Genomic DNA, 14,507 nt, shown 5'->3' with positions numbered 1-14,507 from the left:
ATCATTAGTCAGTCTGGGGCATTGCTATCGGGCAGGCAGCCGCTCCCGGCGATGCCGTCACCTGCGTTGCGTTCGGACCGTGAGAGGGAGTAAGCGATTACAATTTTAGAGAAAAAACCGCAACGCTTGATGGTAGTCATCCACGGTCCCCTTAACAGGGCGCGGGGAGCTATCCGCTTTCGATCGGATAACAGGGGGGTTTTCTAGGTTTACCCGTAGGTCGATTACATTGACAGACAAGCGGCCGCCGTTTTATAGTCGAGTAAGCGATTACATTTGCCGGCCGGAATTATTCGGATTGCTTTCGATTAATCGGCCTTTTCACCGCGTGGCGCCGCTTTTGCCAGCGAGTAGCCCGCATCTACTTTTATACATAGTAAAACTAAGCGACTATTCGGCTATCCCGATGTCGACAGCACGTTCGCCCACAGATCGTTCTGCAAGGAAAAGCCATTCGCACTGGAGGAGACGTGAGTTGGAAGGCCCGGTACTGGGTGTACTTGATGTTGTTCGTGCTGGCGATGATCAATTACCTGGACAGGGTTGCGCTTTCCGTAGGCGCCGGACAAATGTCGGCTGATCTATCGATCAGCAAGGTCCAGTTGGGATATCTGTTCTCATCGTTCTTGTGGGGTTACACGCTATTCCTGTTGCCGGTCGGCCTTCTGATCGACCGGTTCGGCTCCCGCTACGTCATTGCGATAAGCATGACGGTCTGGTCTCTCGCGACCATGCTCACGGGAGCCGCTGGCAGCGTGGGTTCCGTGCTTGCCGCGAGAATGGTGATGGGCGTCGGCGAATCGAGTTGTTATCCATCGGCGGCGCGCATCGTTCGCGAATGGGCGCCAGCCCGTGAACGCGCCACGGCGATGACCATCTTCAATTCGGGCGCCTATTTCGGTCCGGCCGTGGGCGCGTTTGTGCTGTCGTGGCTCGTGTCGTTCTCGGGATGGCGCTGGTCGTTCGCGATTTGCGGCGGGGTCGGCTTCATCTGGGTCGCGGTATGGCTGATCTTCTTTCGAAAGCCCGAAAACACGGGATGGTTGAGTGCGCACGAACGGCAGACGATTGAACGCGAGCGTGAAACAACGGTGCAAGCGCGTGTCGATGCCGCGCCGATCGGGTTGCGCAGACTGGTGCGCTCGCGAACCATGCTGGGGCTGATGTTCACGCAAGGATGCAACGTCTACGCCCAATACCTGTTTCTCACGTGGCTGCCGAACTACTTGCAGACTGAACGCGGCATGACGCTGCTCGGCAGCGGAACAGCAATGGCAATGCCGTACCTGGGATCGATCGTGCTTGCGATGGCGCTGGGAATCCTGAGCGATCGCATGCTCACCGAAAAGGCCGTGGAGAGCGGGCAGCGAAGAAGGCTCGTGGGCGCGGTGATGGTTGCGGGAGCAGTGATCGTATTCGTGCCCCTGGTTTCAAATGTCTGGATCGTTCTCGGTCTGATCACGATCGCGCTTGGCAGCGCATCGTCGGCCGTTGCGTTGAACATCGCTCTGCTGGGTGATCTGCTGCAGTCACGGGGAGACCTCGGACGCGCCGTGGGCCTCTTGCTGATCGGTGGAAACGTATTCGGCTTTCTCGCGCCCATCGTGACAGGATACATCGTGCAGGCGACAGGACATTTCGCCGCCGCCATCGCCGCGGCTGGCGCTTTATTCATAGCCGGCGCGCTGTCGTCATGGTGCCTCACGCATCGCGCCATCGGTGCGGGCGCAGCATCCACGACCAGCGGCGCCATGTCATCGCAACACGCAGGGAGCTGAAATGAGTCTGGAGAAGGGCGGGCATCAACTGGCGAATATCCAACCCCCGCACATAACGATACGGCCCGACTGGCTTGCTTTGCATTCGGAAGCCGCGCTCGATCCTGAGCGGCCGATCATCGATGCGCATCATCATCTGTGGCATTTTCCCGAGAAGCGCTACTTGAATGCTGACTTGCTCGACGACATCGGCTCAGGGCAAAACGTTCGCGCGACGGTGTTCATCGAGTGCAAAACGGGGTACAGAACGGAGGGGCCGGTGGAATCGTCGCCGGTGGGCGAAATAGAGTTCGTGCTGCGAGAGATCCGCGCGGCCGAGGCGCGTGGCGCGCAAACGAAAATCGGAGCGGCGATGGTCGCTTTTGCCGACCTGTCCCTCGGTGCGAAAGTGGGTACGGTGCTCGACCAACTGATAGCCGCGTCGGGTGGGCGGGTGAAGGGCATCAGGAATATCGGCGTCTGGCATGCCGATCCATCTGTTCGGGCGTCAGCGGCAACACCGCCGCCGCATCTGTTGATGGATCCGCGCTTCAGAGAGGGCTTCGGACAACTGGCGCCGCGTGGCTTAAGCTTCGACGCCTGGGTGATCCATACCCAAATCGATGAACTGTGTTCTCTCGCCCGCGACTTTGCGCAAACGCGGATCGTGTTGAATCACGTCGGTGGGCCGCTGGGAATTGGACCTTATCGGGGACGGCGCAGTGAAGTTTTTGATCACTGGTACAAGGCGATGAAAACGCTCGCCAGTTTCCCGAATGTATCGATCAAGCTTGGGGGATTCGGCATGACTCTCTTCGGGTTCGATTTCCATGAAAAGGCACGCCCGCCTGGATCTGTCGTTGTCGCCGAGGCGATTCGGCCTTACGTGGAAACATGCATCGAATTGTTTGGAACGAACCGATGCATGTTCGAGAGCAACTTCCCGGTCGACAAGGGTAATTTCGCATACGGAGTGCTGTGGAACGCGTTCAAGCGCATCACAAGCGGCGCTTCCGAAGCAGAGAAGGCAAGCCTGTTCCACGATACGGCGGCGGATTTTTATCGGATCAGCGTGTGATAGGAAGCCCGCAAGGCGATTTCCAGCGGCGCACCGAACACCGAATGCTCGCCAGTGGACGAGGCTTGCGATATGCGAGCCTCGTTCACTGGAAATTAAACCAGGTGGAGGGCGAGATTTCTAAACGTTTCGATTGAGCGATAAAACTGTTCTTCGTCGATGTATTCGGTCGGCATGTGAGCACATTCAATATGACCGGGACCATAGATCAGACACGGAGCAAGCTTGGAATACTCCGAAGCCTCCGTGCCCAGCCCGGACACACACGCACGGCACCCCAAAATCCGCTCCGCGGTGGTCACAAGTGAATGTTTTTTATCAAGCTCGGGAGGCGCCGCCTCCATTTTGATAGTCAGTTCGACTCCATGCGCGGCTGCCGAGTCGCGAATTTCTTTCATTACGAACTCTGGGTCAAAAGATTTTGAATAGCGGAATTTAACGAGGCAGGTGGCCAGGCCCACCGTGGTATTGGGAAATGCGCCATAGTTGTCGATCACAAAATTCAAATCGCAAAAAGGAGGGTCATACTGAGTGTCATGCAGCGTGACGTCGCGACGGAGACGTAAATGCAGATCTCTCAGATCGCTCAAGAACGGGACAAGAGAAATGTTGGCGTTTTTTCCTTTCCCTGTTGACGAGTGAGCCTGGATTCCTTTTGCGTGCGCTATGAATTGAATATCCACGCGATGCCCGCGCACCAGTCCGAGATCGGTCGGCTCTGCTACGACGAAGCACTTCGGCGGCCTTAGTCGATTGAGTATTTCACTTCGCGCCACGACTTCACGGACGCCTTGCTTGCCTGCCTCCTCGTCCGCGGTAAATACCAAAAGAGGCTGTGCCACGGGATCGAGGCTCTTCGCTGCAGTGATGAAGGCCGCAATGGGACCTTTCATGTCAGTTGTGCCCAAGCCGTAGATACGGCCGCCTTCCATAACGAGTTCAAAAGGATTTCGAGTCCAGCCAGTATCGGGAACAGTGTCCAGATGACCGGCAAACGCAACGGTGGATGTGCTGGCCGGATTGTAGGCGACGATATTGGTCTTTTTTACCTGGCGATTGTCCAAATAATCTATGAACTCTAATTCCCAACCTGCTAGTTCATTTGCAACCAGATTCGCTATTTCAACGTTTGAAACAAAACTTCTGGAGTCGATTGACACCATATCCTTCAACAATTTCAAGGCTGAACCAAATTGCGGTGTCTGCATAGCGGCGTTCGGACAAAAATGGCAGGAAGCGCCAATATGTTTTTACAAAAAGAACGGGTCAAGGCGAATTATTGGATGCGACTGTTCTAATTTTTGAGCGCCTTCGCGTCGGTCAAGGATGGGACGCAGCGCGTGTGGCAGGTTTCGCGGGCAGAGCACCTGACATTGAACAAGGAACCGCCTGCCGCGTTGGCCGGAGGAGCGTAGTCCTCCTCCGTACCGCGTCGAGAAGATCGTCCCGGCGGTTGTTGCTCCATCGGTGCTATCGTTGCGTCTGCCCTTGGCCGCGCTGTGGAAAGGCATGAATACAGAGCCCTCTCGTGCCCCAATCGAATGCATGGCCGCGAGTCCCGGGACGTGCTGTACGCCCAAGGCGTCCCTTCACAATCGCGAAACCCGGGCTAGCTGATTACGCCAAACATGTTGAATTCTGCTTATCGATATTTTTACGCGGTCGCTCTGGAAGGTTCAATTCGGCGAGCCGCGGAACGTGTCCACATTTCCGCTTCAGCGCTCAGTCGCCAGGTCAGACTGCTGGAAAGCGAGTTTGGCCAAGCCCTGATAGAGCACCAGGGCCGGCAAATCGTGCTAACAAACGCGGGGACCCTATTGCGTGAGCATATTCGTCAGCTCATGCTGCAAGACGCCGCGGTAAAGGACGCCATCCGCACTTCGAACGGCTTGCAATTCGGACATGTAAAAGTGGCGTCAGGAAACGGATATGTTTCAGATTTGGCCGATGTGGTCATACCGCAATTTTTAGAATGTCATCCACAGATGACGTACGGTATCGACATCGGGAACGGTGACGCGGTATTGAGGATGGTAATTGATGAAGTCGTGGATATTGGAATAACCATGAATCCACCGCAGCATCACCTTATCAAGGTTGTTCATTCCGCTCCGGCGCCGCTCCTGGTCGTTCTTCCGCTAGGGCATGCCTTGTCGGAAGCCGAATCGGTGAGCCTGGATGATCTTCAGAAATTTGCGATTGGCCTTCTGCCATCTCAACATCGGATCCGGCAGAGCATAAAAGTAGTCGAGGATGCGGTCGGGGTTAAGTTGCAGCCGGTGATTGAAAGTAACTCTTACGAAATATTGAAATCGCTTGTTAAAAACAGGCTCGCGATCACCATCCTGCCTGAATTTGCAGTTAGAACCAGTGGCTGGGAATCCACATTCAAGTTGATTCCATTGCAGCATGAGCGGTTGGCGCAAACAACATCGGGCATCATCGCTCGGCAGGGGCGAGCAATTCCGGAATCGGTAATGGCGTTCGTCGATTTCGTCATCGCTCGTCATAACGCGTTTTCTGGCAACCCGTCATAGGGCATCCGGTTATACGGAAGCACGACTTGCGAAGCATGACGCTGCCACGCGACCAGCGCGACCACGTCGATCTACGGCCGGTGCAAGAGCCGTCCGGAGGACGCGCCGGGGTCCCAGGATCGCGTGTTGACGACGTGTCTAATGTTGGATATATTGTGTAAATGTCAAATCGAACGAAAGAACAGCAAGTGCTGGTCGCACAACTGAAGCAAGTCGCGCTCGGCTTGGGTGAGACGTTTGCGCCGTTTTGCGAGGTGGTTGTGCATGACCTGTTGGACGCCGAACATGCCATCGCGGCGATTCACAACAATCTGTCGGGTCGCGAAGTAGGCGATCCTGCCACGGAACTTGGATTGGCGCGCATCGGTGATGCGAAGTATCCGCAAGTAATCGCCAATTACTCAAATCGTTTCGCCGACGGTCGACAGGCAAAAAGCACGTCAATCGGCATCAAGGACTCGAACGGAAAGTACGTGGCCGCTTTGTGCATCAATATCGATCTAACGCTTTTTGGTGCATTGCAGAACGTAGTGGGACAGTTCGCGCGCACGGACGATTCTGCCGGCACGAATGAAAAGCTCGACCCTCCTGGGGCAGAAGGAATAAGAATGCGGATTGACCAATTCGCCGCTCGGCTGGCGACAACACCTAGAGCATTGAAGACGGAAGAAAGGCGGCTCCTGATGCGTGAGCTCCGGGAGTCCGGCAGTATGGACGTGCGTCGGTCTATGGAGGTTGTTGCGCTACATTTGGGCGTATCACGAGCGACGGTGTACAACGATGCCAAGTGACGCTCAATTGTTGCTCCTCGACAAGAATCAAGTCGAGTCATTGCTGTTGCCCGATGATGTGATGCAAGCGGTGCGCGAGGCGTTTGTTCTGCATAGCCAGCGCGAGGGCCGTGTGTTCCCCGTGGTCAGGGAACCGTTGGTAACGGGCGGCATATTCGGTATCAAATCAGGCGACGTTCAGGTACAAGGGCTGCTGGGTTTCAAGGCGGCGGGGTTCTGGCCCACCAATCGTGGGCTGAACGGTGAACCTCACCAGGCAACCATCATGCTGATCGATCCAGCTACCGGTCGGCCTCAGTGCATCATCGACGGCAATGCGGTGACCACCATGCGCACAGGTGCGGCTGGCGGGCTTGGCCTCCTGCACCTTGCACGCGCGGACAGTACTCGAGTGTGTGTCTTCGGTTCGGGCGTACAGGCGCGCGTGCAACTGACTTTCGCTCTGCAGCTCATGCCCTCGCTTGTTCGGGTTCGCTACCTGACTGCGACTGGCCACCGTGACCCCGCGTTCGAAGCTCACTTCGCGCATCGCTGCGACATCTCGCATGCGAATGACGGTGATCTTGCTGTTAGTGAAAGCGACATCGTAATCACGGCTACGCCGGGCGGCGGCGCGCTGTTCGACTTAAAGTCGGTTCAACCCGGCACGCACCTCAATTGCGTAGGCGCCGACACCAAAGGAAAGCGTGAACTTCCCGAGGGTCTGCTAGGGCGGGTTCGTCTATTCGTCGACGATCAGGTTCAGGCGCGCCAGATCGGTGAAACGCAATGGGCAGCCGACAACCCGTGCACGGAACTGGGCGATCTGCTGACAGGCAAGGCACAGGTGAACCGTCGCGAAGACGACATTACGGTGTTCGACATGACAGGCCTGGCACTTCAGGACCTGACCGTGGCGCGCATGCTGTGTGAGCGTGCGCGTGAAACCGGCGTGGGAACCTCGCTAGCCTGGCCCTGGTAGTCGTTCGGGTCAGCCTGTCACCCGATACTTCGGCTCTCGGCGAATGCCGACCACGGGCGACTCGGCGGCGATGGACGGCACCTAGCGCAGTTGCGATAACGACGCGTGCAGATGGTCAAGAAAGCGAGCAGCGCGCAATGAGCGTCCATGTCGCGAGCTAATCAGCGCGACGATATCGGCATCCGGCAACTGCCACCCGTCGAGCAGTGGGACGAGTCGACCCGCACGGACATGTTCGGCGACGTCCCACTCGGAACGCGCAATGATCCCGAGGCCGGCAAGTGCCCAATCGCGCACGGTGCCGCCGTCGTTGCTCGTCAGGAACGGCTCGATCCTGACATTCGCCGCTGTGCCGTGGTACTTCGGCATAAAGCGCCACATCGTCACATCTTCATCGTTTTCGCGGAGCGCGATGCAGTCGTGTGCACGCAGCTCGTCCGGGTGCCGTGGTTCGCCGCGTTGCGCGAGATAGCGCGGAGCCGCGCACAGGATGCGCCGGTTCGGCACAAGCCGCCGGCTAACCAGCGTCGAATCGCGTAGCTCGCCGATATGGACCATCAGGTCCCACATGTCGTCCGAAATGTGCGCGGGTCGATCGGACAGCATCAAGCTTGCGGTCACTTCCGGATAGAGGCAGCGGAATTGCGCGACGGCGGGCGCGACATAGCGCTGCCCGAAGCCAAGCGGCGCAATCACCCGAAGATGTCCCGCGACCGTGCCACGTCGCGACGCCAGCGTGTCCGATAGATTGCCGATGTCATCGCAGATCCTGCGCGCGTGGACCGCAAACAGTTCGCCCTCATCGGTCAGCACCAGGTGCCGGCCCGAACGGTCGATCAACCGCATTCCCAGCCGCTTTTCCAGAGAACGCAATCGTTGTGTGACAGCGGGCGGCGTTACATCGAGCTTGCGCGCGGCGTCCGCGAGCGAGTCGGACGTCGTCACCGTGATGAAAAAATGCAGGTCTTCGCTCGAGATCATTAAATTGCAGGTTAACGAAGCAATAAGGTGATGTTAACCCGCACAACTATTTGGTGGCCAATACTCTTTTCACCGCGCGCGAACTCAAGTGCCGATGTTCGCGTACACCAACACCACGCCGCCATGCTGTCGATGGTAACTTACCTTTAATGACCCGCCGCGAATGTCAGAGTCCGATGTCGGCCGACGACGCCGGCCGATAAGGAGTGTTTAATGAAAAGCCCGCGTATTGCCATTCTTGGCTTCGCGATCGAGTCGAACCGGTTTGCGCCGGTTTCCACGCGCGCCGATTTCGTATCGCGTGCGTATCTGCAAGACGCAGCGCTGCTAGCTGATGCGAAAAGCGCGGCACCCGTGATGACGCCGGAAATCCCGGCGTTCGTCCGAACAATGGATGAGATCCAGGCATGGACACCGGTTCCGATCCTGTTTGCTAACGCGGAGTCTGGCGGACCGGTCGAGCACGTATTCTTCGCCGATACGCTGCGTGAGTTCGAGCAGCGGTTGCGGGCGGCGTTGCCGCTTGACGCTGTCTACATCTGTGAGCACGGCGCAGCCATCACGACAGAAGAAGACGATCCCGACGGCGCGGTTTTCACGCTCGTACGCAGCATCGTCGGGCCAGCGGTGCCGATCGTCGCCACCGTCGACCTGCATGCAAACATTTCGGACCGAATGGTCGACGCAGTCGATGCGCTCATATCGTATCGCCGCAATCCTCACACCGATATGGCCGAGCGAGGCGCCGACGCGGCGCGGATCATGGTTGAACTCCTGGACGGTATGCGCACGTCCGTCGCGCATGTGCGAATGCCCGTCTGTTCACCGCCGACGCAGTTGCTGACGGCGCCCGGCACAGGGCCCTATGCAGAAATGATCCGGCGCGCGGAAGCGCTCGATGACCCGCGCATCGTCAACGTCTCGATTGCAGGCGGATTTGCATTTGCGGACACGCCGAAGAATGGACTAACGGTACTGGTCACCACGCGAGGCGATGCGCAACTCGCGGCCCAGGTTGCGCATGACCTTGCGTCATACGCGTGGCAAGAGCGCGCCGCGTTTACGCCGCGGCTGACGTCTCTCGACGACGCGGTCCGCCTCGCGAAAGCAACAGGCGACGATGCATCGCGCGCGCCGGTGCTACTTGCCGACGTAGCCGACAATCCTGGCGGCGGCGGTCGCGGCAACACGCCGTTCATTCTCAAGGCGCTCAACGAACAGGACGTGCGTGGTGCGATCCTCGGCGTCATCACAGATCCGGATCTCGTGGCGGACGCCTATCTGGCCGGCACCGGAGAAACGTTCCAGGCGCGCTTCAACCGCACCGAAACCACCGTCTATTCAGAGCCGTTCAACGTGCCGGCGCGCGTGTTGCAGTTGCATGCCGGCAAAGGTGTTGGCCGGCGCGGACAGTTGGCTGGCTGCAGCTTCGACCTCGGACCGTCGGTCGCGCTGCAAATTGGCGGCGTGACGGTCATCGTCATCAGCAAACGTCACCAGTGCCACGAGCCGATGTTCTTCGAAATGTTCGGCATTGATATCGCCAGCGCGCGCGTTGTGGTGTTGAAGTCGCGCGGTCATTTCAGGGCTGCATTCGACGAGTTCTTTTCTGACGAACAAATCGTGAGTGTGGATGCGCCGGGCCTGACTTCGCCGATTCTCGCGCGTTTCGACTTCAAGAAATTGCCGCGGCCCGTCGTCCCCATGGACGACATTGCAAATTGGAGCCCGGCCGTCCGTGCCGTTCAGCCCCGGAGCGACGCGCGATGAATGCATTTTGCAATCAAGGCGTCGGCCGTCAGTCGCTGGACGAACTGGACACACCATGTCTGTTGCTGGATGAAGCACGGATGACGCGCAACATAGAGCGGCTGCGTACGCATCTCGGCGCGTTGGGCGTGCAGCTTCGGCCGCATTTGAAGACCCCAAAATCGATCGAGGTCGCACGACGGACAATGGGCAGCGCAGCCGGGCCCGCGGCAGTCTCGACGCTTAAGGAAGCCGAACAGTTCGCCGATGCCGGTGTGCGCGACATTCTGTACGCGGTCGGCATCGCGCCGAACAAACTCGACCGCGTCGCCGCGCTTCGGCGCCGCGGGGTCGACTTGTCGATCGTCGTGGATAACGTCGAGGCCGCGCAGGCGGTCGCGGCAAAGGCGCGCGAGACCGGCGACAAGATTCCAACGCTAATCGAAATCGACAGTGATGGCCACCGCGCCGGCGTAGCGCCGCAACGTCCCGACGATCTCGTCGCGATCGGCCGCGTGTTGCACGAGGGCGGTGCTGAGTTGCGCGGCGTCCTCACGCATGCGGGCGAGTCCTATAGTTGCAAAAACCTCGACGAAATAGTGGCGATGGCTGAACGGGAACGCGCAGCGGCGGTAACGTGTGCGCAGACATTGCGTGCTGCGGGGCTTCCGGCGCCGGTCGTCAGCGTCGGCTCGACACCGACAGCGCACTTTGCGCGCGACCTGACCGGCGTGACGGAAGTGCGCGCGGGCGTATTCGTGTTCTTCGATCTCGTCATGGCCGGCCTCGGCGTGTGCGCGACCGACGATCTCGCGCTCAGCGTGCTTGCGACCGTTATCGGTCATCAGCGCGACAAGGGCTGGATACTCGTTGACGCGGGCTGGATGGCAATGTCGCGCGATCGAGGTACTGCCCGGCAGCGCATCGACCAGGGGTACGGCATTGTCTGCGATGTCGATTCCCAGATATATCCGGATCTGATCATGGTCGAAGCCAACCAGGAGCAGGGAATTCTTGCGCTACGGCCGGGCAGCGCAGCCGTGCTGCCCGATCTGCCGGTTGGCGCTCAGGTGCGGATACTGCCGAATCACGCGTGCGCGACCGGCGCGCAACATGAGGCATATCAGGTCGTACGCCCCGGTTCGCGCGACGTGCTCGCGCGCTGGCAAAGATTCAGCGGATGGTAGACGGAAAGGATCGGTACTGAACGGGGCACGGAACGTGCCCCGTTCACTCCGTGTGCGCAGTTCACACGGAATTCGCCGCACAAGCAGCGGACTGACTGATTCATCCGCGAAGGGGTTCTCCCTTCGCGGCGCAACGGACCGGTCGCTGTGTTCGAACCGCATCTCTTCGATGTCGCATGCATTTGATAACGCAGCCGGAAAGCGACGACCTGACGAAGCGGGTCGAGTTTTCCATTGCACTACCTTAGTTGACGGGCGAAGTGAAAGTAGCTGTGCAAGAAAGTTTATTGACAGATTGACGAAAAAAATAATACTAGATAATCTGTCTAAATGTTGAAGCGTGGATGGAGCAGTAGCCCTCTCGGCTGGCAGCCAACCGGTGCGATGTGTTCGTATCTGTTGACTCGCATATGAACGTCCACTGCGGTTAGCGCGGTTCCCGCCCCAAGTGTGTTGTCAAGCTACAAAGCGAATCAATAGGAATACTATGCTTCAGATTCCCACTTATACAGACGTCGCTGCCGCCGCCGAGCGCATCAAGGGACGGGCGCACAGGACCGCGGTCGTGACCTCGCGCATCGCAGACGAAGAACTAGGCGCGAAAGTTTTTTTCAAGTGCGAATGTCTTCAACGGGCAGGAGCCTTCAAGTTCCGAGGCGCCTTTAACGCGCTGTCGAAACTGGACGAGCGCCAACGACGGAACGGGGTGGTCGCCTATTCATCCGGCAACCATGCGCAAGCCATCGCGCTATCGAGTTTCGTGCTGGGCGTTCCCGCCACGATCGTCATGCCGCACGATGCTCCGGCCGCCAAACTTGCCGCGACTAAAGGTTATGGCGGCAAGGTGGTCTTGTACGACAGATACACGGAAGACCGCGAAGCAATTGGCCGGGCGCTCGCCGAAGAACATGGGCTGACGTTGATCCCACCCTACGATCACCCGGACGTGATCGCCGGTCAAGGAACCGCGGCAATGGAGTTGTTTGAGGAGGTGGGCGATCTCGACGCCTTGTTCGTGCCTTTGGGCGGCGGTGGGCTGCTGGCAGGCTCTGCGCTTTCCGCGGCTGCCCTTGCCCCGCATTGCAAAGTCTACGGTGTTGAACCGGAGGCGGGCAACGACGGGCAGCAATCGCTGGCCGCCGGCTCCATTGTGCATATCGAAACCCCGAAAACCATTGCCGACGGCGCTCAGACTCAGCACCTCGGGGACTACACGTTCGAGATTATTCGCCGCCACGTCGAAAGCATACAGACGGCAACGGATGCGCAATTGATCGAATGCATGCGCTTCTTTGCAACCCGCATGAAGATGGTAGTCGAGCCAACTGGCTGCCTTGGTTTCGCTGCCGCGCGCGATATGCGGTCGAAGTTGCAAGGTAAGCGCGTCGGCGTACTCGTCAGTGGCGGCAACGTCGATGTGGAGCGCTACTGCGCGTTGTTGACGGCTTAGCTAAACAGGAGGGAGTTGGCTTTGAAGCGATGGCCGGGCGCGCGGGATGGACGAATGTAGCGCCCGGTCAAGTCATCACTCAACCGTTTTAAATTGTGCGCCAGAAGTGCCCGCGCTGGCCCTCGACATCCGGTCGATAAGGGCTGCTGAAAGCAGTGGGTCCGTCATCCATACGCTCAGGGCCAGGCCGGCGCTGTTCTTACGACTCTTCGACATTGACATGAAAAATACTCGCGTATTTCCCACAGCCTCAATCCCCTCGACCGGCGAGATTGAGTCCGGCCACGGACCAATGAAAATCGGATACTCCGCTTCGCGCAAGCTCTTCATTCTCGCGAGCCTGCTTTTCTCGTGGATATTGGCGAATGCGGACCGCATTGCGATGACGATTTCGATCATTCCGATCTCAAAGGAGTTCGGTCTGGATTCGAAATCGGCGGGATATGTGCTCAGTGCATTCTATGTCAGTTACGCTTTGGTGCAATTGGTGGCGGGCTGGCTCTCGGACAGATTCGGATCGAAAGGGGTATTGATCGGCTGCGTGGCGACATGGTCGATTTTCACGGGTTTGACAGGTATGGCAAGTTCGCTTGCCGTGTTGCTCGTCATCCGCTTTCTCTTTGGACTTGGCGAGGGTGGATTTTCCCCGGCAAGCACGGTGACGATCGCCGAGGTATTCCCAAAGAAGGAGAGAGCGCGGGCGAAGTCCCTCGTCATTGGTGCGATCTTCATTGGCGGAGCCGCCGGGACAGGTTCCATCGCAGCGCTGATCAACGCCCACGGATGGCGCTTTGCCTACCACGTGCTCGGACTGATTGGCCTGGTGATGGCGCTGATTCTCTGGTATGCGATCAAAGACGTACGGCCTCGCTCGGCCGCAAAACCTGGCGAAAAGAGCGCTCCCAAGTTTCGCACGCTGGCACGCATGTCGATCATGCGTAAAACGACGATGATCTTTTTCTTCAGTAACATCGTGCTGATTGGGCTGATGTCCTGGATGCCGACGTTTCTGGTGAAAACGAAGAATATCGACATCATCCATGTCGGCGTCGCTTCCGCAATCCCGTATGTCGTGGCATTTATTTCACTGAACGTCGTGGGCTGGCTGCTGGATAAAGTCGGGCACGGCCGGGAGCGATTGTTCATGGCGGTTGGCGGTTTCTGCATCGTGCTATTTCTAGGTTTGATGACGATGAGCGATTCGCTCACCGTGCTTCTTACTTTCTGGACGCTCAGCATGGTGGGCTACACCATGGTGTACGGAACCATCTACGCTATACCGCTCAAGCATCTGCCGGACGAAATGGTCGGCACAGCCGCTGGCGTCATCAATTTCGGCGGACAATGTGCGGCCGCCGTCGCACCCGCGACAATTGGCTTGCTCGTCGGGCATTCGCACGGGTCCTTTACCAGCGCGTTTCTCTTTCTCCTCTGCTCGGGAGTCGGGGTATTCCTTGTCGCGTTGACATGGCGCGTGGAGTGATCAGACGGATAGCAAAAGAGCTCGGATTTTATTCGCCTCATCCGCCCGGCAGTCCAGAAGCGGGCGGCGCATTCAAGTGCTGCCAACCCTTGCGAATGCTGGGCCGCGCCAGATTGACCTGGTAGCGGACCTGCCCGGTACGCTCAAGTTGGCAGCGCGCTTGCTGGAGGTGCTCGACGCTGTTGGATTCGAAAGCAGTCTCCTTGGCTGCTTAACAGAGATTCTTCGCGGGATCATGCAGTCTGCGAACCATTGAATCCTCGCGGACCGCGCTGCGTCCGCCGCCCGGAGGATGCGCTCGGGCTGGACTCTGAAGCATACAGGCGCTGGACGGTAACGGAATACTTCCACGGGGCTGTTCGGCCACGGCGCATCCGATGGTTGTGCGCGGACAGTTGCCGATCCCGAACGCCAGCGAAGCGGAAGCTCGTTAAGCAAGGCGATATTCGAGCACTTCGTTTGAATAATAAAACATCAACACGTCTTATTCGACAGGAGTTGGAAATGAAGAAGGTTGTAGTAGCAGCATGTGC

Annotated in this window: 12 protein-coding genes; 9 read left to right on the top strand and 3 right to left on the bottom strand. The window is 58.3% G+C overall.

Annotated features, from left to right (window positions below; translation table 11 throughout):
- Window positions 1-470 precede the first annotated feature (470 nt).
- Entirely contained in the window at window positions 471-1,778 is a 1,308-nt protein-coding gene (locus tag QOC89_RS00775) for an MFS transporter (RefSeq protein WP_323043277.1), read from the top strand.
- A gap of 1 nt (window position 1,779) precedes the next feature.
- Window positions 1,780-2,835, top strand: a complete 1,056-nt coding sequence (locus tag QOC89_RS00770) for an amidohydrolase family protein (protein WP_323043276.1) — start codon at window positions 1,780-1,782, stop codon at window positions 2,833-2,835.
- A gap of 95 nt (window positions 2,836-2,930) precedes the next feature.
- Here QOC89_RS00770 and QOC89_RS00765 read toward each other — a convergent pair whose 3' ends face one another.
- Window positions 2,931-4,043 (bottom strand): M20/M25/M40 family metallo-hydrolase, encoded by a 1,113-nt coding sequence (locus QOC89_RS00765; RefSeq protein WP_323043275.1) that lies wholly within the window; start codon window positions 4,041-4,043, stop codon window positions 2,931-2,933.
- A 420-nt stretch (window positions 4,044-4,463) separates the two neighbouring features.
- On the opposite strand from QOC89_RS00765, the gene QOC89_RS00760 reads away from it, so the two are divergent.
- The 3 genes from QOC89_RS00760 (at window position 4,464) to QOC89_RS00750 (ending at window position 7,124) form a co-directional block, all read left to right on the top strand.
- Window positions 4,464-5,372 (top strand): LysR family transcriptional regulator, encoded by a 909-nt coding sequence (locus QOC89_RS00760; protein ID WP_323043274.1) that lies wholly within the window; start codon window positions 4,464-4,466, stop codon window positions 5,370-5,372.
- Between the two features lie 161 nt (window positions 5,373-5,533).
- Window positions 5,534-6,163 (top strand): helix-turn-helix transcriptional regulator, encoded by a 630-nt coding sequence (locus QOC89_RS00755; protein WP_323043273.1) that lies wholly within the window; start codon window positions 5,534-5,536, stop codon window positions 6,161-6,163.
- Window positions 6,153-7,124, top strand: coding sequence for an ornithine cyclodeaminase family protein (locus tag QOC89_RS00750; protein WP_323043272.1), 972 nt, complete (start codon window positions 6,153-6,155; stop codon window positions 7,122-7,124). Before QOC89_RS00755 ends, QOC89_RS00750 begins: the two co-directional genes overlap by 11 nt.
- 81 nt (window positions 7,125-7,205) lie before the next feature.
- On the opposite strand, the gene QOC89_RS00745 is transcribed toward QOC89_RS00750, so the two are convergent.
- The gene (locus QOC89_RS00745) at window positions 7,206-8,105 is read right to left on the bottom strand and encodes a LysR family transcriptional regulator (protein WP_323043271.1); all 900 of its coding nucleotides are present in this window, start codon (window positions 8,103-8,105) and stop codon (window positions 7,206-7,208) included.
- 213 nt (window positions 8,106-8,318) lie between these two features.
- Between QOC89_RS00745 and QOC89_RS00740 the strand changes: the two genes are divergently transcribed.
- The 3 genes from QOC89_RS00740 (at window position 8,319) to QOC89_RS00730 (ending at window position 12,491) form a co-directional block, all read left to right on the top strand.
- Window positions 8,319-9,875, top strand: coding sequence for a M81 family metallopeptidase (locus QOC89_RS00740; RefSeq protein WP_323043270.1), 1,557 nt, complete (start codon window positions 8,319-8,321; stop codon window positions 9,873-9,875).
- The gene (locus QOC89_RS00735; protein ID WP_323043269.1) at window positions 9,872-11,041 is read left to right on the top strand and encodes a DSD1 family PLP-dependent enzyme; all 1,170 of its coding nucleotides are present in this window, start codon (window positions 9,872-9,874) and stop codon (window positions 11,039-11,041) included. Before QOC89_RS00740 ends, QOC89_RS00735 begins: the two co-directional genes overlap by 4 nt.
- A gap of 487 nt (window positions 11,042-11,528) precedes the next feature.
- Window positions 11,529-12,491, top strand: coding sequence for a threo-3-hydroxy-L-aspartate ammonia-lyase (locus QOC89_RS00730; protein WP_323043268.1), 963 nt, complete (start codon window positions 11,529-11,531; stop codon window positions 12,489-12,491).
- A 75-nt stretch (window positions 12,492-12,566) separates the two neighbouring features.
- Here the strand turns inward: QOC89_RS00730 and QOC89_RS00725 are convergent, their stop codons facing one another.
- The gene (locus QOC89_RS00725; protein ID WP_323043267.1) at window positions 12,567-12,890 is read right to left on the bottom strand and encodes a hypothetical protein; all 324 of its coding nucleotides are present in this window, start codon (window positions 12,888-12,890) and stop codon (window positions 12,567-12,569) included.
- Between QOC89_RS00725 and QOC89_RS00720 the strand changes: the two genes are divergently transcribed.
- Entirely contained in the window at window positions 12,874-13,974 is a 1,101-nt protein-coding gene (locus QOC89_RS00720; protein WP_323043266.1) for an MFS transporter, read from the top strand. The two genes, QOC89_RS00725 and QOC89_RS00720, sit on opposite strands and share 17 nt — an antisense overlap.
- The last annotated feature ends 533 nt before the right edge of the window (window positions 13,975-14,507 follow it).

This window comes from Paraburkholderia sp. (assembly GCF_034668105.1).
Lineage (GTDB): Bacteria > Pseudomonadota > Gammaproteobacteria > Burkholderiales > Burkholderiaceae > Paraburkholderia.
This window is presented reverse-complemented; position numbering and strand designations above follow the sequence as displayed.

What these genes read in the sequence shown, in the direction of transcription:
- QOC89_RS00730 (WP_323043268.1), top strand. Translation starts at nt 11,529, where the DNA reads ATGCTTCAGATTCCCACTTATACAGACGTCGCTGCCGCCGCCGAGCGC.
- QOC89_RS00745 (WP_323043271.1), bottom strand. Translation starts at nt 8,105, where the DNA reads ATGATCTCGAGCGAAGACCTGCATTTTTTCATCACGGTGACGACGTCC.
- QOC89_RS00740 (WP_323043270.1), top strand. Translation starts at nt 8,319, where the DNA reads ATGAAAAGCCCGCGTATTGCCATTCTTGGCTTCGCGATCGAGTCGAAC.
- QOC89_RS00760 (WP_323043274.1), top strand. Translation starts at nt 4,464, where the DNA reads ATGTTGAATTCTGCTTATCGATATTTTTACGCGGTCGCTCTGGAAGGT.
- QOC89_RS00770 (WP_323043276.1), top strand. Translation starts at nt 1,780, where the DNA reads ATGAGTCTGGAGAAGGGCGGGCATCAACTGGCGAATATCCAACCCCCG.
- QOC89_RS00765 (WP_323043275.1), bottom strand. Translation starts at nt 4,043, where the DNA reads ATGCAGACACCGCAATTTGGTTCAGCCTTGAAATTGTTGAAGGATATG.
- QOC89_RS00750 (WP_323043272.1), top strand. Translation starts at nt 6,153, where the DNA reads ATGCCAAGTGACGCTCAATTGTTGCTCCTCGACAAGAATCAAGTCGAG.
- QOC89_RS00755 (WP_323043273.1), top strand. Translation starts at nt 5,534, where the DNA reads ATGTCAAATCGAACGAAAGAACAGCAAGTGCTGGTCGCACAACTGAAG.
- QOC89_RS00725 (WP_323043267.1), bottom strand. Translation starts at nt 12,890, where the DNA reads ATGATCGAAATCGTCATCGCAATGCGGTCCGCATTCGCCAATATCCAC.
- QOC89_RS00735 (WP_323043269.1), top strand. Translation starts at nt 9,872, where the DNA reads ATGAATGCATTTTGCAATCAAGGCGTCGGCCGTCAGTCGCTGGACGAA.
- QOC89_RS00720 (WP_323043266.1), top strand. Translation starts at nt 12,874, where the DNA reads ATGACGATTTCGATCATTCCGATCTCAAAGGAGTTCGGTCTGGATTCG.